This is a genomic window from Candidatus Manganitrophaceae bacterium, assembly GCA_016200325.1.
In the GTDB taxonomy this organism is placed as follows: domain Bacteria; phylum Nitrospirota; class Nitrospiria; order SBBL01; family Manganitrophaceae; genus Manganitrophus.
Map to the genome: position 1 here is coordinate 91,991 of JACQEZ010000005.1, position 20,612 is coordinate 112,602.

A 20,612-nucleotide genomic window follows, 5' to 3' on the forward strand; every position below is an offset into this window, starting at 1 on the left:
CCCGATCGTTCTAAACCAAAGACCATTTCAATTTAAATGTATAAACGGAGATGGTCCCCTCCAAATTCTGTCTTGACTCCAAGATCTGGATGTCTTTAAAGAGAGGAGATTTCTTGAGACTGTTGATGAAGTCGACGATCTCGCCGTTCGTTGTCGCCTTTCCTTCCAGGTCGACCGTTCCATTCTGCTGGTTGATGTTCACCAGCCAAACTTTGTCGGGAAGGCTTTTGCTGATCTGATCGAGGAGAAAGACCGGAACCGATTGATTCTTCCGGAGCTGCTCGATGATATTAATCTTCTCTTCGACCGCCTTTTTATCCTTCTCGTAATTCTCGACCTCTTTGACCTTCCCCTTGAGGACGCCGAGTTCCGAGGTCAATTTTGTTTTCTCGGCCGCCAAACCGTCCACCTTTTCATTAAGAACGATTCCGATATAACCTAAAACCAAGAGGAGCATCGACAGAACCACCGACGCGATGATGATCTGCGATTGGAACTCGACCTTCTTCTTGGTCTTCTTTGTCTTTTGCGTTGAGAGCAGATTGATCTTGATCATGAATCAACGATCTCCCACTTTTCGAATCGCCAAACCCATCCCGACCGCGGCCAAAGGGGCGACTTCCTGGATGTAATCCAGATCGAATAGCTTCTTTGGAATATCAACCTTATGGAACGGATTCGTCATTTCAACCGGAATCCCCGACTTCTCCGCAAGCTGTGAAAGAAAATCGGGAAGCTTCGATGCGCCGCCGCTGAGAAGGATGCGATCGATATTTTCATTCGTCGAGGTCGTCTTAAAATAATCGAAGGAGCGGATCACCTCCGAGGCAATTTCGGCATTGAGGTTTGTGATGATCGTGGAAAGGGCCTGGGGATCGACCCCTTCTACCGCCTCGCCCCGCTTTGCCTTTTCAGCCTGTTCGTAGCTGAGGTTAAACTCTCTCTGAATGGTCTCGTTATAGCGGTTGCCGCCGATCGAAATGTCGCGCGTAAAGGCGAAGGTGCCTCCCTTCAGGACATTGATATTCATCACGCTCGCACCGATGTTCACCAGGGCGACCACCTCCCCTTCCCGCAGGTCATAATTGACGCCATACATATTCTCCAGGGTAAATGCATCGACGTCGACGATCACCGGATTGAGGCCGGCCTCCGTCACCAGGGTCGTATATTCGGTCAGCTTGTCTTTCTTCACCGCCACCAGGAGAACCGCCATCTGCTCCTTCGACTCCTGCGGGTCGGCCGTTCCCAAGATATGAAAGTCGATGTTGACGTCGTTAATATCGAACGGGATGTACTGCTCCGCTTCCCATTTGATCGACTCTTCCAGCTCTTCTTCCGTCATCGCGGGAAGACTGATCTTCTTTACGATCACCGAGTGACCCGACACCGAAACAGCCACGTCCTTGGTTTTAACCGCCTGCTCTTCCAACAACTCTTTGATCGCCGACACCACCCGGCCCGCGTCCATGATGGTTCCATCGACGATCAACTCGGAGTCGAGCGGCTTGACGCCGAACTTCTGTAATTGATAGCCTTTTGCGGTTTCTTTCAATTGAACCAGTTTGATTGCACCGGAGCCGATATCGAGTCCGATTAAATCCCTTTTTTTGGAGAAGGAAAGCGAAAGTCCCATCAGATTAAACACCTCAACTCTTCTTAAAAGATCCCTGACTCGGCAAACGGCGGGAGATAATCCTTTTGATCTCCTTAATATTCTGCTCGGAGTAGATCCGCCAGTTTCTCCAGTCCCGCCCGACATTGGATATCCGCCCCTCGCTCTCCCAACGGAACAAGGTCGCCTTGGAAATATCAAAAAGGCTGCAGATATCTTTTGTTTTATATTTTTCGTTTTTTCTTTGAGCCATTCGCTGTGGTCCTCGAATATCCCGGAATATCCCGCTGTGCAATTTGACGATAGTAAGTATACTTACTATTTGTTGTTTGTCAAGAAAGCGGAGATTTTAAATCAAAACTTAATTATTTAGGAAGACGGTGAAGAGAGAAAAAAGACAAGAGATCTGACTTTTAACCGGATCGCGACGAAGGAAGCAAGCCATTATTGTCCCGCCCGCTTCGCCTGCAGCATCCTCGCTGCCGTACCGCGAATGACTTCCGGAATTCCTTTGTTTTTTGAGAGGCCGGCGAGTTCCTTCACTTTTATTAATTTAATGAAATTGAGAGAAATACCGACGGGTGTTTTGGGGTTGTTGACCAGACCGACGATCACCGCATAATTCTTGGTCCAGTTCCGATTGTTGGCGACCACCCGTAAAATTTCATCCGAGACACTTTTCGATTGGGCGATCGTCACGATTTCTTGTTCCGTGATTCTGGGGCTGTTCAACACGGCGAGCACCACCTGTTTATTCGTATCCTTTAAGAGAAGGGCCCTTGCCTCTTTATTTCCCTTCAGAGCGAGATGAATTTTTTCGGACGCGCCCATTTTTTGGACCTGCCGAAAAAGGCTTAGCTTTTGGATCTCCTCTTCTGGGACCGTCTCGGAAGACGCCTGTCTCCCCGCCATCCATTGGCGATCGGAATAATCTCCGAACACCCGAATGTACTGGAGCGTCGTCTCCCAAGTCCGAGGATGACGGAAGAGCTTTTCGATCAGCGATTCCGTCGTCAAAAAGTATTTTGCAATCAGATCGAGGAGCGCCGCCTCGGTGGCGGAGTCTTCCACGAGAAAGAGAAGTGTTTCCGACTGAAGAAGCTCTACTTGAAGGTGGGGTAAAAAGAGACGCGACTGAGAAACCACTTTTTACCTGGCGGTTAATATCGCGAGGACGGCAAGGTCTCATCGCGCGGGTTATTGGATTTTGGGATCGGCTTGACCTTCTTCTCGGCCAGCCCGAGCGTCGCCTTAAAATTCTCCCCCAAGAAGAGCTCCGTGAGAACCTCAATCCCGTTCTCTTTATTGTCGGTTCGGATAATCTTCGCTCCCTTCACAAAGGAGGAGATCTTTTTACCCAGCTGAGGGTCTTTCCCCGCCAATTCCGAAACGGTTTTTTTCGAATCGGTCTGCAGCATCATCACTTGCGATTCCAACTTTACATACGCGTCGACCTTGGCGCGCTGCACCGCTTGAATCCGCTCCGAAATCGACCACTCTCCTTGAATCGGGCCGACGCCGACCGCATGGAGGGTTACATCGGCCCAGTCGGCATGCGGTGCGAGCTCCGGGGTCGATTCGCAAGAGACGATGAAGAGCGCGGAGAGAGCTAAAAAGAACGGCTTCCAATAAGACATTTGTTTATTCTTCCTTCCATCGTGCATAGAGCCGGTTTTCGATTCGCAGACTGTCCAAGACCCGTCCCACGATGAAGTGGATCAGATCGTCGATCGACCGGGGGTGGTTGTAAAAAGCGGGCATCGCCGGAATCAAAATCGCCCCCATTTCGGCCAGCAGGAGCATGTTCCGAAGATGGATCTGGCTGAGCGGCGTCTCCCTGGGAACCAGCACCAGCGGCCGCCGCTCCTTGAGGGTGACATCGGCGGCCCGCTCGATCAGATTGGAAGAGAATCCGTGCGCAATCGCCGCCAAGGTCTTCATCGAGCAGGGTGCGATCACCATGCCTTGCGTCGGAACCGATCCGCTGGCGATCGGAGCGGTCATATCCTTCTCGTCACAATAGGTCAAGTCAACGCCGGAGTATTTCTTTTTGAGGATCTGAGCGGTCTCGGGAAAAGCGGCTCCCCAATCGAGCCCCATCTCCTCTTTGATGATGATCCGCGCTTCGTGAGAGAGGGTTAAGTAGACTTTATGTTTTTCCTTGAGGAGGTAGTCGAGAAGGCGAACGCCATAGACGGCGCCGCTCGCTCCTGAAATCGCCACCACGTAGCTCGGCATGATTTACCCCGGCTGTCCCAGGTCCCGATGTCGGCAATGAACCTGCAGTCCCTTTCCTTGAAGGTGCTCCCGCAAGAAATTGACGATCGAGACGGAGCGGTGCCTCCCGCCGGTGCAGCCGATTCCGATCGTGAGATAGCTCTTCCCCTCTTTCTCATAGAGCGGAACGAGAAAGTCGAGAAAATCATATAGCTTTTCCAGGAAGAACTTTGCCTCCGGTTGGGCCGTGATGTAGTTTTGAACCCGGGAGTGTTCCCCCGTGAGCGACTTTAAATCCCGCTCAAAGTTGGGATTGGCCAAAAAGCGGACGTCAAAAAGCAGATCGAGATCGTAAGGAATGCCGAATTTGTATCCGAATGAAATAAGGGAGATGTTGAGGTGCCGATTGTCGCCCTTCTCCAAATAGTATTGGGTGATCACCTCTTTGAGCTGGTGGACATGGTAGTTGGAGGTGTCGAGGATTTTATCGGCCCGCCGCCGCAGGTCATTCATCTTTTGGCGCTCGAGACGAATTCCCTCAACGATCGATCCATCCCGGGCCAGCGGATGCGGCCGCCGCGTTTCTGAGAAGCGTCTGACGAGGACCTCATCGTCCGCCTCCAGAAAGAGAAGCTCCATCTGGTAGCCTTCTTCCTTGAGCTGGTCAAAGATATTGAGGAAGTGGCCGAGAAAATCCCGTTCTCGGATGTCGATGCCGAGCGCCGCCTTGGTAATGTTACTTCTCGATTGGTTGCAAAGTTCTACGAATTTGGGAAGGAGCGGGGGAGGAAGGTTGTCGATGCAGAAAAAGCCGAGGTCTTCGAAATATTTAATGACATAGCTCTTCCCGGAACCGGAAAGGCCGCTGATAACAACCAGGCGGACATTTTTCGCACCACCCATAGAGAGGACGCCGAGATCAATCGGCGTGATGTCACGAAGCCAGGTTAATAAATGGGCTCAAGGAGCCCCGATGTTCGATCTTTCCCCTCCAGAGAAGACGATCATGACCCCGCCCGCTAATAGGGTCTCTTTCGTCGACTGGCCGGGGGAATCTTAAGCCAGGCGCGATACTTCGTGACGGTCCGTCTTGCAATGTCGACATCGTTCTGTTTGAGCCGCTCGACGATCTCCTGGTCTTTTAACGGACGGACCGGATCTTCTTCCGCAACCATCTTCCGGATCATCTCCCGCACCGCAATCGAGGAGAGGCTGTCCGCTCCATTGCCGACGCGGGGGAGGCTGCTGTTGAAGAAGAATTTTAGCTCAAAAATCCCCTGAGGGGTATACATATATTTATTGGTGGTCACCCGGCTGACGGTCGATTCGTGCATGCTGATATCATCGGCGACCTGTTTCAAAATCAGCGGCTTCAGATAGCTGATCCCCTTTTCCATAAATTCGTACTGGAACTGGACGATGCTCTGCGCCACCAATTGAATCGTCCGATTTCGCTGCTCGATGCTCCGAACCAGCCAGAGCGCCGATCGAAACTTTTCTTCGAGATAGGTTTTGGTCGTCTCCGCCACCGATTCCTTTGATCGAAGGAGGCTTCGATAAAAAGGGCTGATCTTTAACTTCGGAAGCCCGTCATCGTTTAATAAAACAACATACTTCCCCTCCGACTTCACGACAAACACATCGGGGGTAATATAAAGGTTATCGGTCGATGCGAAGGGACGTCCCGGCTTCGGCTCCAGATGTTCGATCACTTTAGAGGCTTGCAGCACCTCTTGCACCGACACATTACACGTTTTAGCGATATGTTGATACCGTTTTTTTTCAAGATCCTCCAGATGTCCCTTGATCACGGCGTCGACCAAGGAGCCGCCCAATCCGAGCTGCGCGGTCTGAATAAGCAGGCATTCCTTTAAATCTCGTGCGCCGACCCCGGTCGGATCAAACCCCTGGATCACCTTCAAAACCCGTTCGACCACCTCCAAAGGGGCGGAGAGCGATTGGGATATCTCTTCCAACGACCCGCTCAAATAACCGTTGTCATCAATGTTTCCGATGAGGAGCGTTCCGATCTGCTTTTCCCGCTCGGTCACCGAAGAGAGGCCCAATTGCCAGATCAGGTGATCTTCGAGCGAAGCGGCCTTCGCCAACGTCTGCTCGTACGAAGGTCTCTCCTCCGTGGAGGCGGCGGAGTAATTTCCTCCGTCCTCCCGGTCGTCATCCATGTAATAGTCTTCCCACTTCAGATCGAACTCGTCGGAAGATTTTTCGGAGGCGGCCTCTTCTTCTCTTTCCCGCTTCTCCCCCTCTCCATCGAGCGTCGTCGAGGTAGAAGGCTCTTCCTCGGGCGCATCGGAAACCAGGTCTTCCAAAAGAGGATTCTCCAGCATCTCCTGATTGATCACCTGGCTTAACTCAAGTCTTGAAAGCTGTAGAAGCTTGATCGCCTGCTGAAGCTGAGGCGTCATAATCAGCTTCTGCGTCATTTTCAAATCGAGCCGGGCTCGCATTCCACTTTCTGACCAAGACATACCTAAACCTCTATATCAAACGAAATAAGCCAATTAAGGTTGAAGAGATCTCGCATTTCGATCCTGCCAATGGAATCGCTCGCCCAGATAGATCGCCCTCGCTTGAGGGCTGTTGGCAATTTCCGAGGAGGTCCCGGAAATCAAGATCTCCCCTTCGTAAATAATATAGGATCGATCCGTAATCTCCAGCGTCTCCTGAACATTATGGTCGGTAATTAAGACGCCGATTCCTCGCTGTTTTAGTTGAAAAATAATTTTTTGGATGTCGATTACAACAATCGGATCAATGCCGGCGAACGGCTCGTCGAGAAGGATAAATTGGGGGGAGATAACTAGCGCCCGGGTGATTTCAAGCCGCCGCCGCTCTCCCCCGGAGAGGGTGTATGCTCTGTTCTTCGCCAAATGTGCAATATTCAATTCACCCAGCAAGGCCTGGAGCCGCGATTGTCTTTCGGAAGCGGAGAGATCGAGGGTCTCCAAAATCGCCATGATGTTCTCTTCGACCGTCAGCTTCCGGAAGATGGAGGCTTCCTGTGGAAGATAGCTGATCCCCTTTCGCGCCCGAAGGTACATCGGCATTCCGGTGATCTTCTCCCCATTCAAGGAGATCTCCCCCCGGTCCGGAGGGGTCAGACCGACCATCATATAAAAGGAAGTGGTTTTCCCGGCGCCGTTCGGCCCCAACAGGCCGACGACCTCCCCCCGATTGACCTTGAGGGTGGCATTTCGAACCACCTTGCGTCCTTGATAACTTTTTTCGAGTCCCGTTGCTTCCAGCATCTCGTTTTTCGTTTTAAGACCGATAGACTACTTGGTTCCCAGGTTCAAATTCTTCGCCCCGGACTGAATGAGGACCTGGCTTCCCCCCTCGACCACGCTTCGGTTTTCCGCGATATAAAGGGTAATCATTTTCCCTTTGACCCGATAATCGTTCTCCCACGCCTCGGGGTTCGGATCCCCCGTCAAGATAATGGTGTCTTTCTTCTGATCGTAGACTCCCTTTTGCGCCTTGGCATGTTTGTCGCCTTGTTGGATATCGACGTTCCCGAACGCTTCAATCCGAGAGATATCTTTCCCCCCTTTGGCCGTCGGGTTCTCGAAAAGAGAGGGGGTTTTGGAAGACCCTCCCCCTCCTTGCTGCTCGGCTAAAAAGACTTCGGCTCGGTCGGAATGGATCGTTAAGTCCCCTTTTTTGATAAACACATTCCCTTCAAAGATAATTTTATTTTCCTGGTTCTTAATGGTCATCTTATTAGAGGTAATGGAAACCGGGTCCAGCGTGTTATCTTTCGCCGGTATCTCTCCCGCGGTCACGAGTCCGCTCCGCCACAGGTAGATGAGGATGATGAGGAGGAGAAGAAAAAAATCGAATTTAATGGACCAACGCTTGAACACGGCCCGAGATGGTTACCTCTTGAGTTTCGGCTGCGATCTGCAGCTCGCTTCCGTCAATTTCTATCTGAGGGCCGGTGATGTGCGCGGGTCCGTCTGCCACGATGACTTTCCGATCATTAAACCAAGAAATGGCGGGAGTCTTAATGATATAGCCGTTGCTCATTTGAATGGCCATCAGGTCGGCTTGTTTTTGGAGGTGGAAGTCTTTTCGTTCGGTATCGATCGAACCTGAATCTCCTTCCATCGAGAGCTCAAGCCCCTCCGGGGTCTTCATCTTCACGGCCACCGTTTCGAGCTGCGCTTTTTTATCCTTCTCGAAAATCTCGGCGCGATCGGCCTTCAACTCCCAATTTTTTATCCCGTCTTGCGATTGAACAAAAGAAAACCGTCCGATTTTTACATCCGCTTTTCCGCCAATGTCATTAAAGATGACCGATATATTTCTTTTCTTCATGCCGGAGAAAAGCGAAAAAGATAAAAACAGGAGAAACATCATGATGAGTGCGAGCAAGATCTGTTTCGACTGTATCCGCAGCGTAAACACGGTCTAAATATAACACAAAAGAAAATACGAGTAAAGCAAATCCCCACCGCACGCCTGCGCTCTGATCGCACCTGCGATTCCCTCACAACCAGACGGCGATTCTCATCGATTCGAAGAAATTTCGACGGCTGAAAATATACCATAATGAGATTTTACAGAAACCCATTTCAGCCCATTTATTCTTCCGATGGCCGACTCAGATTCCATCCAAACCGATGCCGGAATCCGGGAAACCGGGACGAGATCAGGACCCCAGACAAGGTATCGGGAGAGACGGTCGGCCCCCTTACCCTTCCCGTTTTCAAAAACCGCTACGGCATCGATTTCTCTTGACACCCATCGTGAAAAAAGCTAGAAATAGCGGTAACTGCCACCCACCCGTTAGGAGAGGATAAGGATGAGCAAAAAATCGAGCTTTTTGTTTTTTCTTCTGTTTTTTCTATTGACGGCCTCCTTGATCTTCATTCAGGCCGTCGAAGCCCAAGCCCCCAAAGGTCCTGTCGAAAAAATCTATGCATTGCCCTACGAACAAGTGTGGGATAAGGTGGTCGAGGTGTTAACGGAAAAAGGGCTGTCCGAGCATCCGCACGGCAAGATGTCTGCCGATAAGGAAAACGGAAAAATCACAACCCCGACCTTCCGCTACTTTAAAATTTACTCGGCCAAGCCAGTGGTGAAAGAGATCGATTACCGGGACACCTATACGATTACGGTATTAGAGGAATCGGCCGCCAAGGCGAGAGAAGCCAAGAAAAAAGCCGAGGAAGCAAAAGCGAAAGAAGAGGAAGCCAAAACCTTAACGGGAGACGAGGCGAAACAGGCCGAAGCCGAGGCCAAAACGATCTCGGAAGCAGCGAAGAAAGCCGATCAGGAAGCCAAAGTGCTGTCGGGAAAACCGAAGGTCGTAAAGGTGGCGATTCATCGGAAGTTTGAAATCCACGACGACACCAAGCGGCAATGGGTCGAGTCGGATCCGAACGTTGAAAAATTGGGAATCAGCGAGGATGTCCTCTTCAACGCGCTGGATGCAAAGTTGGCCCCCCCCGCCGCCGCAGCGGCGGATGCGAAGGGGGACGCGGCCAAGAAAGAGGATGCGAAGAAATAAAAAGAGTGGGATTTAGGTTTACGTTCTAAGGAAGTTTTCTTTATGAGGCAGGTTTTGCGGAGGCCGCTTCTTCCGCGCCTGCCTCTTTTTCTTTCTTTTCTTTTGTCGCCTTGGTCGTCTTGGCTCCCTTTGTTTCTTTCTTTGCCGACTTCTCGGCTTTCTTTGCCTCCGTCAACTCCACGATCACCATCGGCGCTCCGTCGCCATAACGGACCCGTGTTTTAATTAAACGGGTGTAGCCTCCCTGTCGGCTCATAAAACGGGGCGCCACATCGGCAAAGAGGGTGGAGACCACATCCTTGTCGAGAATATAGGAGGCCGCCATCCGCCGCGCATGAAGATCGCCCCGCTTTCCCAGCGTGATCATCTGATCGGCGATCGCTCGAAGCTCTTTTGCTTTCGCCTCGGTCGTCTCGATCCGCTCATAACGAAGGAACGAGGTAACCAAGTTTCGAAAAAGCGCCTTGCGGTGCGCGCTGTTCCGCCCTAAAGGACGGCCTGCTTTTCGATGACGCATTTCATTCCCTTTCTAACAGATTTTCCCAGAGGAGGTTAATTACCCTTCTTTCTGTGCCGCTTCGTTCGAATAGCCGTCGAGCTTCATCCCGAGCGAGAGTCCCATCTCGGAGAGAATCTCTTTGATCTCGTTTAACGACTTTCGCCCGAAATTCTTTGTCTTGAGCATTTCTGCTTCGGATCGCTGAACCAAATCGGCGATCGTCCGGATATTGGCGTTTTTCAAACAGTTCGCCGCCCGGACCGAGAGCTCTAATTCGTGGACGCTTCGAAGCAGATTTTTATTGAACTCCTTCGCCTCATCCCGCGCCAGCTCGACCGGCTGCTCCTGCTCTTCAAAATTGATGAAGATGCTCAGGTGATCTTTTAAGATCTTGGCCGCAAAACCGAGGACGTCGTCCGGCTTCACGCTCCCGTCGGTCCAAATTTCGATCACCAGCTTGTCATAATCGGTCACCCGGCCAACGCGGGCATTCTCTACGGTAAAATTGACTTTTCGAATCGGAGAGAAAATCGCGTCAATCGGAATCACACCGATCGGCATCCCCTCTTCCTTGTTTCGCTCGGAGGGGACGTAACCCCGGCCCATTTTCACCACCAGCTCCATATCGAGATTTCCGTCTTTATCGAGTGTGGCGATATGAAGATCGGGTGTCAGGATCTCGACATCGGCATCATGGCTGATGTCCTTTGCAAGCACCTCTCCCGCCCCTTTTTTCTTGATGTGAATGACCTTCGGCTTATCGGTGTGGAGCTTGAGACGGAGGTTTTTGATGTTGAGAATAATATCGGTGACATCTTCCTTCACACCCGCGATCGAAGAAAACTCGTGCAGCACCCCCTCGATTTTGATCGAGGTGACCGACGCACCCGCAATGGAAGAGAGAAGGACGCGCCGAAGCGAATTCCCGATCGTGCTGCCGAAACCCCGCTCAAACGGCTCGGCGTAAAACTTTCCGTAGGTCTTTGTCAGCGTCTCTTTCTCGACTTCAAGTTTCTTTGGAATCTGAAAATCTTTTGTTCTAATAATCATAAGATCCTCACCCGTTTTGAGTGGGAGCGACCGATGATCCTCAGGGAGATCACTCCCGATCACCGGATTGCTCAATGCTTTTATCTGGAGTAGAGCTCCACAACCAGCTGTTCGTTGACAGGAAGCGCAATTTCTTCCTTGCTCGGCTGTGATTTCACCATCCCCTTCATCTGGTTCTGATCCAATTCCAACCAAGAAGGAACACCCCGGGTTCCAATTCCCTCGAGCGCGCTTTGGATTGCCAGAAGAGTGCGGCTTCCCTCCTTCACCTCGATCGCGTCGTTCACACTGACCAGATAGGACGGAATATTAACCGCTTTCCCATTGACCATAAAATGATTTTGCCGAATCAGCATCCGACCCTGCTTCCTCGATGACGACAGCCCGAGACGATAGACGACATTATCTAGCCTTGATTCGAGGAGCCTCAACAGGTTCTCGCCGGTGATCCCCTTCTTCCGTTCCGCCTTAAAGAAGTATTGCCTGAATTGGCGCTCCAGAAGTCCGTAAATCCGCTTCAGCTTCTGCTTCTCACGCAGCTGTGCGCTGTACTCCGAGGCGCGCGGCCGCGCCTGACCATGCTGGCCGGGCGGATAGCTGCGCCGATCGATGGCACATTTTTCGGAATAACAGCGGGTCCCTTTAAGAAAGAGCTTAATCCCTTCCCTTCGACACAACCGACATACTGGACCGACATATCTAGCCAAGCAAACACCTCCTTGAGAATAAAAAAGAAACGACGAATCTTCCGCCGGATCGACGCTACACCCGTCTCCGCTTGGGAGGACGACAGCCGTTGTGGGGGATCGGGGTGACATCTTTGATCAAGTTGATCTTCAACCCCGTCGCCTGAAGCGCCCGAATCGCCGATTCCCGGCCCGAGCCCGGCCCCTTCACATAAACATCGACCTGCTTCATGCCGTTGTCCATCGCCTTTTTCGCGACGATTTCCGCAGCCCGTTGCGCCGCGAAGGGGGTGCTCTTCCGAGAGCCTTTAAACCCTTGGCTGCCGGCGCTCGCCCAGACGATCACGTTTCCCGCCATGTCGGTAATCGTCACCAGCGTGTTGTTAAAAGAGGCCTGGATATGTGCGACCCCGGTTTGGACATTCCGTTTCTCTTTCTTCTTCGCTCCCTTTTTGGCAACCATTCGGAACCCTTTCTTTGACTATGAAACGCGCTTAAGCCTTCGTCTCTTTCCTTTTTGCACCGACCGTCTGCTTCTTCCGGCCCTTTCGGGTCCGGGCATTGGTGCGCGTCCGCTGACCCCGCACCGGCAGGCCGCGGCGATGACGAAGGCCCCTGTAGCAGCCGATATCCATCAAACGTTTGATGTTCATGGAGACTTCACGGCGAAGATCCCCCTCGACCCGATGCCCCCGCTCGATCGCCTCGCGGAGCCGGACCACCTGGTCCTCCTGGAGGTCTTTCACCCGGATGGCCGGATCAATGTTGGTCTCCTTCAAAATCTTGAGGGCGGTCGGACGGCCGATTCCAAAAATGTAGGTCAGACCGATTTCGACCCGCTTCTCCCTCGGCAAATCAATTCCTGCGATTCTAGCCATGAACGCTCCTTAACTGATTAACCTTGCCGCTGTTTGTGACGGGGATTCTCGCAAATCACGCGGATCACCCCTTTTCTTTTTATAATTTTGCATTTGGCGCAAATCGCCTTGACGGATGACCGGACCTTCATCTTAACTCCAATCTTTTGTCTACCCGCTTCCGGTTACTTACTGAAGCGGTATGTAATTCGACCTCGGGTTAAATCATACGGGGAAAGCTCCAGCGTCACCTTATCCCCAGGTAGAATTTTAATATAATGCATCCTCATTTTCCCGGAGATGTGGGCCAGGACGCGATGGCCGTTCTCAAGCGCCACGCGGAACATGGCGTTCGGCAAGGTCTCAATAATCGTCCCTTGCACTTCAATTACATCTTCTTTCGCCATTTTGTTTCCCGAAGTACTCAAATAAATGTCAGGTTAAATTACGCCCGCCCCAAGCTGGGTCAAAATAACAGGACCCTCTTTCGTGACGGCAACGGTATGCTCGAAATGGGCGGAGAGGCTTCCGTCGACCGTGACCGCCGTCCAATGATCATCCAATACCCGAACGGCGGCGCTTCCAATATTCACCATCGGCTCAATCGCCAGGACCATTCCCTCGCGCAATCTCGGTCCCCGACCCGGCGAGCCGAAGTTGGGAACCTGCGGCTCTTCATGCAGCGCGCGGCCGATCCCATGCCCGACAAAGTCGGTCACCACCGAAAAGCCGGCGCGTTCAATGTGCGATTGCACCGCATGCGAAATATCCGAGAGCCGGTTCCCCTCCCGGGCCTGCTCGATCCCGGCATAGAGTGACTCACGCGTCACCTCGATCAGCCGCTCCGCTTCAGGCGTCACTGCTCCCACCGGAACGGTCACGGCGGAATCACCGTAGAAGCCGTCATAAATCGCGCCCAGATCGAGCCCCACGATGTCCCCCTCTTTGAGCACCTTTCCAGAAGGGATTCCGTGAACCACCTCCTCATTGACCGAAATACAAAGAGTGGCCGGATAGTTCCGGTAGCCTTTGAACGCCGGAATCCCGCCCCGTTTCCGGATTTCTTTCTCCACGAAGAGGTCGAGCTCTTTCGTCGTCATCCCCGGCTTCAAATAGGCACGGAGCGCTTCAAGCGATTCCGCGACAATCCGAGAGGCGGTGGCGATCTTTGTGACTTCCGCTTTAGACTTTAAAATAATCATTTTCTTCCCTTGGGGTCAACCAGCCCGGCCGAGCCCATCAGGGTCTCTTTTTCTGTAAGAGGGCGGCGTCTTCGACCCGCTTTGTAATGGTGTCGACGCTCCCGTCTGAATCGATCTGCGACAATAGCCCCCGGTCACGGTAGAATTGGATGAGAGGGGTCGTCTCATTTCGATAGACCGCCAGGCGTTCCTTCACCGTCTCGGGCCGATCATCCTTGCGTTGGATCAGCGCCGTGCCGCAGCTGCAGACCCCTTCTTTCGGAGGAGGGTTGAACACCGTATGATACACCTTCTGACAGGAAGGACAACTCCTCCGCCCCGCAATTCGCTTTACCAATTCTTCTTCGGCCAAATCAAAATAGAGAACCCGATCGATCTGCCGGCCGCTCTCCTCTAAGATTTTCGAAAGCGCTTCGGCCTGCTTGATCGTCCTCGGAAACCCGTCGAGGATATATCCTTCCTTGGTATCCGGCTCCTTCAGCCGCTCGCGGATGATATTGATGATGACATCATCGGGAACCAGCTTTCCGGCATCGATATAGGATTTCGCTTCCAAGCCGACAGGGGTCTTTCGGGCGATCGCCCCCCTCAAGATATCTCCGGTCGCAATGTGGGGCGTCCGGTAACGCTCCGATAACTGTCCCGCCTGTGTCCCTTTTCCGACCCCCGGCGGTCCGAGGAAAATCAACCGCATTGCTCGATCCTACTCATGAAATAGCGACCCAATCAAACGAAAAAGGATGCCGTATTATAAAATACTATCAATCGGTGCGGCGGGCTAAAACCCTCGACCCTTCATCTTCCCTTTTTTAAGAAAGCCCTCATAGTTCCGGGTCAGCATATGGGTCTCAATCTGCTGGGCCGTATCCAAGCCGACGCCGATTACAATCAGAAGCGAGGTGCCCCCAAAGGAAAACGGGACGTTAAATCGATAGATCAAAATCTCCGGAATGATCGCCACCATCGCCAGGTAGATCGCGCCGGCAAAGGTAATTCGCGTTAAGACGCGATAAATATAATCCGAGGTCCTCTGGCCGGGGCGGATGCCGGGGATAAACCCGCCGTACTTCTTCATGTTATCGGCCATATCGACCGGGTTGAGAACAACCGCCGTATAGAAAAAGGCGAAGAAGATGATCAACAGCGCATAAAGGATCGTGTGAAAAACGGTTCCCGGGGTCAAATTCCTTCCGATCGCCTGCACCCAAGGCACGGTGATAAACCCGGCGATCGTCGCCGGAAAGGCGATGATCGAGGAGGCGAAGATCGGCGGAATCACGCCGGCCGTGTTGATCTTCAACGGAATGTGCGTGCTCTGGCCGCCATAAACCCGCCGGCCGACCACCCGTTTCGCATATTGAACCGGAATTTTTCGCCGGCCGCTCTCCAAAAAGACGATGGCGACAATCGTTGCGATCATTAAGAGCGTCAGGAAAAGGATCAGGAAGAAGCTGATCTGTCCCGCCTGAAAGAGCTCAAACGTATTGTACATGGCGGCCGGCATCCGGGAGACGATCCCGGCGAAGATGATCAGCGAGATGCCGTTTCCGATTCCCCGCTCCGTGATCTGCTCGCCGAGCCACATCAAAAAACCGGTACCGGCGGTGATCGTGATCATCGTCATCAGCCGGAAGCTCCAACCGGGGTTCTGAACAAACGCCCCCTGGTTCATCCCTTCCAGCCCGATCGCGATCCCAAGCGCCTGGACCATTCCAATGCCGATCGTTCCGATCCGGGTATATTGGATGATCTTCTTTCGACCCCGCTCCCCCTCTTTTGCCAGCTTGGAGAGGGTGGGGATCACCACCGTCAACAGCTGCAGGATGATCGATGCCGAAATATACGGCATGATCCCCAAGGCAAAGATCGTCAAGCGAGAGAGTCCGCCGCCGGAGAAGATATCGAGGAAGCCCATCAAGGCGCCACCGCGCTCAGTTAAAAACTGGCTCAGCGCTTCATTGTTGATCCCCGGGGTCGGAATATGCGACCCGATCCGGTAGACCACCATCATGATCGCGGTGAAGAGGATCCGTTGTCGAAGCTCGGCAATCTTGAAAATATTTTGAACGCTGGTGATAAATCTTTCGAGCAATGGATTCTCCTTCAGCCCCGGCAATGTCCCAGGGGCGCCTCTCCTTAAGAGAGGACTTCGGCACGCCCTCCGGCCGCCTCGATCTTCTTCAACGCTTCCTGGCTGAACTTATGGGCGGCAATCACGAGCGGCTTCGTCAGCGTCCCCTGACCCAACACCTTAATATTCTCATTCAACTTTTTGACGATCCCCGCCTCATGGAGAAATTGAGGATTGATCACCGTGTCGGCCGAGAACTGTTCGAGTCGGTCCAGATTAACAATCGCATACTCTTTCCGGAAGATATTCCGAAAGCCCCGTTTCGGAACCCGGCGGATCAGCGGCTGCTGTCCCCCCTCAAATCCGGGCGCTTTCGTTCCCCCGGAGCGCGCCGCCTGGCCTTTGTGGCCCTTGGTCGACGTTTTGCCATGTCCCGATCCGGGCCCGCGACCGATCCGCTTCTCTTTTTTCTTCGCCCCGGCCTGGGGTTTCAAATCCGATATTTTCACGAGAGCTCCTTTACCTCGAGCAGATGCGCAATCTTCGCAACCATTCCCCGGGTCTGAGGGGTGTCGACGCGGATGACGGTCTGGTTCATCTTACGCAGTCCCAGCCCCGCGACGACCTTTTTGTGTTTCCCCGGACGTCCGATGAAGCTTCGCACCAACTTAATCGATAATTGCTTGTCTGTCGATTTTGGCTTTCCGGTCCTTGGCATCTTTATCTCTCCGACAGAGCGAGGGCCGTTGTCTGCCGCCGCCGTACGATTTCCGCAGGATCCCTCAACTTCGAGAAACCCTCCAGCGTCGCTTTAACGACATTGAGCGGATTTCCGCTGCCGAGCGACTTGCAGAGGATATTTGAAATTCCGACCATTTCCATTACGGCACGGACCGGCCCTCCCGCGATGATTCCGGTTCCATCGACCGCCGGCTTCAGCATCACCTCTTCGGCGCCGTAGTGGCCGGTGATCTCAAAGGGGATCGTCGATTCTTTAAGGGGAACCTCTATCAAGTTCTTTTTTCCGTTCTCGATCGCTTTGCGGATCGCTTCAGGAACCTCGGCCGCCTTTCCCTTTCCAACACCGACATGTCCTTGGCCGTCTCCCACCACCACGACCGCAGAAAAGGAGAATCGCTTTCCCCCCTTCACCACCTTCGCAACGCGGTTGATGAAGACCACCTTGTCCTTTAACGTCAGCTCTTCTGGATTAATCTTTGCCAAGTATTGCCTCCCTCATCCGGCAAAGCCGGGAAAAATAATTCGTGAGGACAACCTCTCTTCCCGCCCTTGATATTAAGGACGCTAGAAAAGAAGTCCCCCTTCTCGGGCCCCATCCGCCAGCGCCTTCACCCTTCCATGATAAAGGTAGCCGCCTCGGTCAAAAACCACCTTGGTGATATTTTTTTCCTTGGCCAGCGACGCGAGCTTCGTGCCGATCTTCTTCGCCGATTCGAGGTTTCCCCCGCTCTCGCCCCCCTTGGTCAGGCTCGACGCAGCGGCCAGGGTCTTTCCGGAAAGGTCATCGATAATCTGCGCATAAATGTGGTTCAAACTCCGAAACACCGAGAGACGCGGCCGCTCGGGGGTCCCGAGGATCTTCCGACGGACCCGACGGTGCCTTCGCTCTCGTGCAATCGCTTTCTCTTTTGCCATGATCGTCATCACAAAACCCCAATAAGAAGGCGGGAGGATTCACCCACCCTTGCTTTTCTATTTACCGGTCTTTCCTTCTTTCCGGATGATCTTCTCTTCGCGGTACTTGATCCCTTTTCCCTTGTACGGCTCCGGCTCGCGCAAGGCGCGGATGTTCGCCGCCACCTGTCCGACCAGATACTTATCGATCCCCTTGATCGTGACGATCGTCTGCTTCTCAACAGAGGCGTCAATCCCCTTCGGAAGCTCAAAATGAATTTGGTGCGAATAGCCGAGGTTTAAAAGGAGCGTCCTCCCCTGGACGACGGCACGGAAGCCGACGCCGTTGATCTCCAGAATCCGCTCGAACCCTTGGGTCACCCCGACGATCATGTTCTGGATCTCGTTTCGAGTCAAGCCATGGAGGGATCGGATGAAGCGATCTTCCGAGGAGCGGGAAACGGTTAAGTCGCTTCCCTCGACCGCCACTTTGATCTCGGGCCGGAGCGGCTTCTGGTTCTCTCCTTTGGGACCTTTCACCTGGACAGAATCGGGATTGACCTTGACCGTCACTCCATTTGGGACTGTAATTTTCTTTAAACCGACTCGCGACATGATATCAACCTCTACTTTATGTGAGGGCCTCTGCGGCAACTGTAAGGAGAAGGTCCTCCAATGCCGCCGCGCCCCGCGGCTGCGCATCGGCGCAGCCTGCTCCTCGTCTTCTTTATCTAATGAGCCGATGTCGAGATTACCAAACGTAGCAGAGAACTTCTCCGCCCACTTTTGCCTCGCGCGACTTCTGATCGGTCAGGAGTCCCTTCGGCGTCGAAAGGATCGCGATTCCGATCCCCCCTTTGACCGAAGGAATTTTGTTTTTTCCGACGTAAAGCCGTCTTCCCGGCTTGCTGACCCGCTGCAGATCGGTAATGACCGATTCCTCTTGATCGATGTATTTGAGGTAGACCCGCAAATCTTTCTTCACCGCTTCTCCGACCACGCGGTAATTTCGGATGAACCCTTCTTCTTTCAGAATCCGAGCGATTTCCACCTTCAACTTGGAAAGCGGCATATCAACGACCTCATGTCGTCGCTCTTTGGCATTCCTGATTCTTGTCAGCATGTCTGCGATAGGATCTGTCATTCTCTACTCCAAAACGATAATACCAACCGGCGCCATCCCGATCAAAGGGCTGAGATCAAGGAGGCTCACCCTACCAGCTCGATTTGACCACCCCGGGAATCTCCCCCTTCAAACTCAGCAAGCGAAAACAGATCCGGCACATCGTGAACTTTCTCAGGTAGCCCCGAACCCGGCCGCAGACGGCGCAGCGACTATATTTCCTCACCGCAAACTTTGGTTCTCTCTTCGCTTTTGCAATCAACGATTTCTTTGCCATTTATTCCTCTATTTATATGTGGGGCACGTGCGGACACTGAAGAAGAAAAGTCCTCCGATGCCCCCACGCCCCGGCGGGTCACCGGCAAAGCCGGATGTCCAGCCCTCTTCTATTCTCGAGTCCATCAAGTCTGATGGATTCCACGTTATTCTCGCGGCTCGCATCGGCTAAGCAGGATGCGCACCTTTATTTGTTTTCGCCCGGCTTTCGAAAGGGGAAGCCGAGGAGCCTTAAGAGCGCTCTTCCTTCGGCGTCGTTGGGGGCGGTCGTCACGATCACGATATCCATTCCGTGGATCGCCGCCACCTCGTCATAGTTGATCTCCGGAAAGATCAACTGTTCCTTGACCCCGAGGGTGTAATTTCCCTTGCCGTCAAACGCCTTCAGCGAGATCCCTCTGAAGTCGCGGATGCGGGGGAGCGCCGCATAGAGAAGCCGATCCAAAAACTCATACATCCGCGCTCGGCGGAGCGTCACTTTGCTGCCGATCGGCATTCCTTCCCGGAGCTTGAATCCGGCGATCGATTTTTTCGCCTTCGTCACCACCGGTCTCTGACCGGTAATCTGGCCGAGCTCTTTCACCGCCGCATCGAGCAATTTCACATTGGCAATCGCTTCGCCCATTCCGACATTCACGACGATCTTCTCAATTTTGGGCACCTGCATTGTGTTCTTGTACCCAAACTCTTTCATCATCGCCGGAACGACTTCCTGGAGATAACGCTCTTTCACTGTCGCAATCGTGGTCTTCATAATCGGGTGTCCGTCTCTCTAAAATGTCTGGCTAAAATATCCGGGATCGATCTAGCTGGCCTAGGCGCCCTTATCGAGGCCTTCGCCGCACTCTTTGCAACTTCTCAGTTTTTTTCCGTCGGACAACAGCTTACTGCCGACGCGGGTCGTTTTATTGCAATTACCGCAAACCAGCATCACGTTGGAGATCGCGATTCGCCCCTCCCGCTCGATGATACCCCCTTTGGGATTCGTCTGATTCGGACGGGTATGCCGCTTCAGCATATTGAGCTTCTCAATGACCACCGCGTTCTTATCCGTCAGGATATGAAGGACTTTGCCCTCTTTCCCTTTTTCTTTTCCTGCGATCACCCGAACGTGATCGCCCTTCTTCAGCTTGGTCTTAAACAAAGTGGAATCTCCCATCATGACGATCCTTATAAAACCTCAGGCGCAAGCGAGATAATCTTCGTGAACTTCTTCCACCGCAGCTCCCTCGCCACCGGGCCGAAGATGCGGGTTCCAATCGGCTCGCCTTGCGCATTGATCAGAACGGCGGCGTTGCGATCGAATTTGATGTAGGAGCCGTCGTCTCTGCGAACTTCTTTCGTCGTCCGGACGACCACCGCGCGCACGACCTCGCCCTTCTTCACACTCCCCTGCGGAATCGCCTCTTTGACGGTGGCCACGATGATATCGCCCAATCGCGCATAGCGCTTCTTGGATCCCCCCTTGACATGAAAGCACATCACTTTCTTCGCCCCGGAGTTATCAGCGACATCGAGCATTGTGTAAATCTGTACCATACCACGCACCTGCTTCTGTTAAAGGATGATCCAAAGGACTCGGCTCTTAAACCTCGTTCGCCCGCTCCAGCACTTCGATGACGACCCAGCGTTTCTCCCGGCTCAAGGGACGCGTCTCGATCAGCTTTACCCGATCGCCGACGTGACATTCATTCTTTTCATCGTGCGCTTTAAACTTGCTGGTCCTGCGGATGAATTTCTTATAACGCGGGTCTTGCACCATTCGATCGATCGCAACCACCACCGTTTTATCCATCTTGTCGCCAACGACCTGGCCGATAAACTCTTTTTTCTTATTCTGCATGTTGT

33 protein-coding genes are annotated in these 20,612 nt (G+C 52.9%); 1 reads left to right on the forward strand and 32 read right to left on the reverse strand.

Annotated features, from left to right (window positions below; translation table 11 throughout):
* Positions 1 to 10: 10 nt before the first annotated feature.
* The 11 genes from HY282_03790 to lptC form a co-directional block, all read right to left on the reverse strand.
* A complete protein-coding gene (locus tag HY282_03790; GenBank protein ID MBI3802864.1) occupies positions 11 to 556 on the reverse strand; it encodes a PilN domain-containing protein in 546 nt (181 codons plus the stop codon).
* Positions 557 to 559: 3 nt separating this feature from the next.
* Positions 560 to 1,636 carry a type IV pilus assembly protein PilM gene (gene pilM, locus HY282_03795; GenBank protein ID MBI3802865.1) on the reverse strand — a complete coding sequence of 359 codons (1,077 nt, stop codon included), beginning with the start codon at positions 1,634 to 1,636 and terminating at the stop codon, positions 560 to 562.
* 13 nt (positions 1,637 to 1,649) lie between these two features.
* Positions 1,650 to 1,868, reverse strand: a complete 219-nt coding sequence (locus HY282_03800; GenBank protein MBI3802866.1) for a MerR family transcriptional regulator — start codon at positions 1,866 to 1,868, stop codon at positions 1,650 to 1,652.
* 191 nt (positions 1,869 to 2,059) lie between these two features.
* Positions 2,060 to 2,761 carry a hypothetical protein gene (locus HY282_03805; GenBank protein ID MBI3802867.1) on the reverse strand — a complete coding sequence of 234 codons (702 nt, stop codon included), beginning with the start codon at positions 2,759 to 2,761 and terminating at the stop codon, positions 2,060 to 2,062.
* A 14-nt stretch (positions 2,762 to 2,775) separates the two neighbouring features.
* Positions 2,776 to 3,252 (reverse strand): hypothetical protein, encoded by a 477-nt coding sequence (locus tag HY282_03810; GenBank protein MBI3802868.1) that lies wholly within the window; start codon positions 3,250 to 3,252, stop codon positions 2,776 to 2,778.
* A 4-nt stretch (positions 3,253 to 3,256) separates the two neighbouring features.
* Positions 3,257 to 3,853, reverse strand: a complete 597-nt coding sequence (locus HY282_03815; GenBank protein MBI3802869.1) for a UbiX family flavin prenyltransferase — start codon at positions 3,851 to 3,853, stop codon at positions 3,257 to 3,259.
* Positions 3,854 to 3,856: 3 nt separating this feature from the next.
* Complete coding sequence (gene rapZ / locus HY282_03820) at positions 3,857 to 4,735, reverse strand: RNase adapter RapZ (GenBank protein MBI3802870.1); 879 nt, start codon at positions 4,733 to 4,735, stop codon at positions 3,857 to 3,859.
* Between the two features lie 116 nt (positions 4,736 to 4,851).
* Positions 4,852 to 6,300, reverse strand: coding sequence for an RNA polymerase factor sigma-54 (gene rpoN / locus HY282_03825; protein MBI3802871.1), 1,449 nt, complete (start codon positions 6,298 to 6,300; stop codon positions 4,852 to 4,854).
* Positions 6,301 to 6,354: 54 nt separating this feature from the next.
* The gene (lptB, locus tag HY282_03830; protein MBI3802872.1) at positions 6,355 to 7,101 is read right to left on the reverse strand and encodes an LPS export ABC transporter ATP-binding protein; all 747 of its coding nucleotides are present in this window, start codon (positions 7,099 to 7,101) and stop codon (positions 6,355 to 6,357) included.
* A gap of 27 nt (positions 7,102 to 7,128) precedes the next feature.
* On the reverse strand, positions 7,129 to 7,716 hold the full coding sequence (locus HY282_03835; protein MBI3802873.1) for a hypothetical protein: 588 nt from the start codon (positions 7,714 to 7,716) through the stop codon (positions 7,129 to 7,131).
* Entirely contained in the window at positions 7,694 to 8,227 is a 534-nt protein-coding gene (gene lptC, locus HY282_03840; GenBank protein ID MBI3802874.1) for an LPS export ABC transporter periplasmic protein LptC, read from the reverse strand. The genes HY282_03835 and lptC overlap by 23 nt, the downstream gene beginning before the upstream one ends.
* Positions 8,228 to 8,657: 430 nt before the next feature.
* Here lptC and HY282_03845 point away from each other — a divergent pair, with 430 nt between their 5' ends.
* Positions 8,658 to 9,365, forward strand: a complete 708-nt coding sequence (locus tag HY282_03845) for a hypothetical protein (GenBank protein MBI3802875.1) — start codon at positions 8,658 to 8,660, stop codon at positions 9,363 to 9,365.
* Between the two features lie 40 nt (positions 9,366 to 9,405).
* Here the strand turns inward: HY282_03845 and rplQ are convergent, their stop codons facing one another.
* The 21 genes from rplQ to rpsQ all read right to left on the reverse strand — a co-directional run bounded on the left by rplQ (position 9,406) and on the right by rpsQ (position 20,607).
* Positions 9,406 to 9,882: a 50S ribosomal protein L17 gene (rplQ, locus tag HY282_03850; protein MBI3802876.1), complete on the reverse strand. Its 477-nt coding sequence runs from the start codon at positions 9,880 to 9,882 to the stop codon at positions 9,406 to 9,408.
* 39 nt (positions 9,883 to 9,921) lie between these two features.
* A complete protein-coding gene (locus HY282_03855; GenBank protein ID MBI3802877.1) occupies positions 9,922 to 10,914 on the reverse strand; it encodes a DNA-directed RNA polymerase subunit alpha in 993 nt (330 codons plus the stop codon).
* Between the two features lie 80 nt (positions 10,915 to 10,994).
* Positions 10,995 to 11,621 (reverse strand): 30S ribosomal protein S4, encoded by a 627-nt coding sequence (gene rpsD / locus HY282_03860; protein MBI3802878.1) that lies wholly within the window; start codon positions 11,619 to 11,621, stop codon positions 10,995 to 10,997.
* A gap of 55 nt (positions 11,622 to 11,676) precedes the next feature.
* A complete protein-coding gene (rpsK, locus tag HY282_03865) occupies positions 11,677 to 12,063 on the reverse strand; it encodes a 30S ribosomal protein S11 (GenBank protein ID MBI3802879.1) in 387 nt (128 codons plus the stop codon).
* 31 nt (positions 12,064 to 12,094) lie between these two features.
* Positions 12,095 to 12,478 (reverse strand): 30S ribosomal protein S13, encoded by a 384-nt coding sequence (gene rpsM, locus HY282_03870; GenBank protein ID MBI3802880.1) that lies wholly within the window; start codon positions 12,476 to 12,478, stop codon positions 12,095 to 12,097.
* 17 nt (positions 12,479 to 12,495) lie between these two features.
* Complete coding sequence (rpmJ, locus tag HY282_03875) at positions 12,496 to 12,609, reverse strand: 50S ribosomal protein L36 (GenBank protein MBI3802881.1); 114 nt, start codon at positions 12,607 to 12,609, stop codon at positions 12,496 to 12,498.
* 33 nt (positions 12,610 to 12,642) lie between these two features.
* Positions 12,643 to 12,864 (reverse strand): translation initiation factor IF-1, encoded by a 222-nt coding sequence (infA, locus tag HY282_03880; GenBank protein ID MBI3802882.1) that lies wholly within the window; start codon positions 12,862 to 12,864, stop codon positions 12,643 to 12,645.
* Between the two features lie 33 nt (positions 12,865 to 12,897).
* Complete coding sequence (map, locus tag HY282_03885; protein MBI3802883.1) at positions 12,898 to 13,659, reverse strand: type I methionyl aminopeptidase; 762 nt, start codon at positions 13,657 to 13,659, stop codon at positions 12,898 to 12,900.
* 37 nt (positions 13,660 to 13,696) lie between these two features.
* Entirely contained in the window at positions 13,697 to 14,353 is a 657-nt protein-coding gene (locus tag HY282_03890; protein MBI3802884.1) for an adenylate kinase, read from the reverse strand.
* Positions 14,354 to 14,437: 84 nt separating this feature from the next.
* Positions 14,438 to 15,751 carry a preprotein translocase subunit SecY gene (secY, locus tag HY282_03895; GenBank protein ID MBI3802885.1) on the reverse strand — a complete coding sequence of 438 codons (1,314 nt, stop codon included), beginning with the start codon at positions 15,749 to 15,751 and terminating at the stop codon, positions 14,438 to 14,440.
* Between the two features lie 44 nt (positions 15,752 to 15,795).
* Positions 15,796 to 16,239, reverse strand: coding sequence for a 50S ribosomal protein L15 (gene rplO / locus HY282_03900; GenBank protein ID MBI3802886.1), 444 nt, complete (start codon positions 16,237 to 16,239; stop codon positions 15,796 to 15,798).
* Positions 16,236 to 16,448: a 50S ribosomal protein L30 gene (gene rpmD / locus HY282_03905; GenBank protein ID MBI3802887.1), complete on the reverse strand. Its 213-nt coding sequence runs from the start codon at positions 16,446 to 16,448 to the stop codon at positions 16,236 to 16,238. The genes rplO and rpmD overlap by 4 nt, the downstream gene beginning before the upstream one ends.
* Positions 16,449 to 16,450: 2 nt before the next feature.
* Positions 16,451 to 16,954, reverse strand: a complete 504-nt coding sequence (gene rpsE / locus HY282_03910) for a 30S ribosomal protein S5 (protein MBI3802888.1) — start codon at positions 16,952 to 16,954, stop codon at positions 16,451 to 16,453.
* An 81-nt stretch (positions 16,955 to 17,035) separates the two neighbouring features.
* Positions 17,036 to 17,386, reverse strand: a complete 351-nt coding sequence (rplR, locus tag HY282_03915) for a 50S ribosomal protein L18 (GenBank protein MBI3802889.1) — start codon at positions 17,384 to 17,386, stop codon at positions 17,036 to 17,038.
* Between the two features lie 57 nt (positions 17,387 to 17,443).
* Entirely contained in the window at positions 17,444 to 17,980 is a 537-nt protein-coding gene (gene rplF, locus HY282_03920; protein MBI3802890.1) for a 50S ribosomal protein L6, read from the reverse strand.
* 136 nt (positions 17,981 to 18,116) lie between these two features.
* Complete coding sequence (gene rpsH / locus HY282_03925; GenBank protein MBI3802891.1) at positions 18,117 to 18,509, reverse strand: 30S ribosomal protein S8; 393 nt, start codon at positions 18,507 to 18,509, stop codon at positions 18,117 to 18,119.
* 70 nt (positions 18,510 to 18,579) lie between these two features.
* On the reverse strand, positions 18,580 to 18,765 hold the full coding sequence (locus HY282_03930) for a type Z 30S ribosomal protein S14 (GenBank protein MBI3802892.1): 186 nt from the start codon (positions 18,763 to 18,765) through the stop codon (positions 18,580 to 18,582).
* 186 nt (positions 18,766 to 18,951) lie between these two features.
* Positions 18,952 to 19,506, reverse strand: a complete 555-nt coding sequence (gene rplE / locus HY282_03935) for a 50S ribosomal protein L5 (GenBank protein MBI3802893.1) — start codon at positions 19,504 to 19,506, stop codon at positions 18,952 to 18,954.
* Positions 19,507 to 19,578: 72 nt separating this feature from the next.
* Positions 19,579 to 19,923, reverse strand: a complete 345-nt coding sequence (locus tag HY282_03940) for a 50S ribosomal protein L24 (GenBank protein ID MBI3802894.1) — start codon at positions 19,921 to 19,923, stop codon at positions 19,579 to 19,581.
* An 11-nt stretch (positions 19,924 to 19,934) separates the two neighbouring features.
* Positions 19,935 to 20,303: a 50S ribosomal protein L14 gene (gene rplN / locus HY282_03945; protein ID MBI3802895.1), complete on the reverse strand. Its 369-nt coding sequence runs from the start codon at positions 20,301 to 20,303 to the stop codon at positions 19,935 to 19,937.
* A 46-nt stretch (positions 20,304 to 20,349) separates the two neighbouring features.
* Positions 20,350 to 20,607, reverse strand: coding sequence for a 30S ribosomal protein S17 (gene rpsQ / locus HY282_03950; protein ID MBI3802896.1), 258 nt, complete (start codon positions 20,605 to 20,607; stop codon positions 20,350 to 20,352).
* Positions 20,608 to 20,612: the final 5 nt, after the last annotated feature.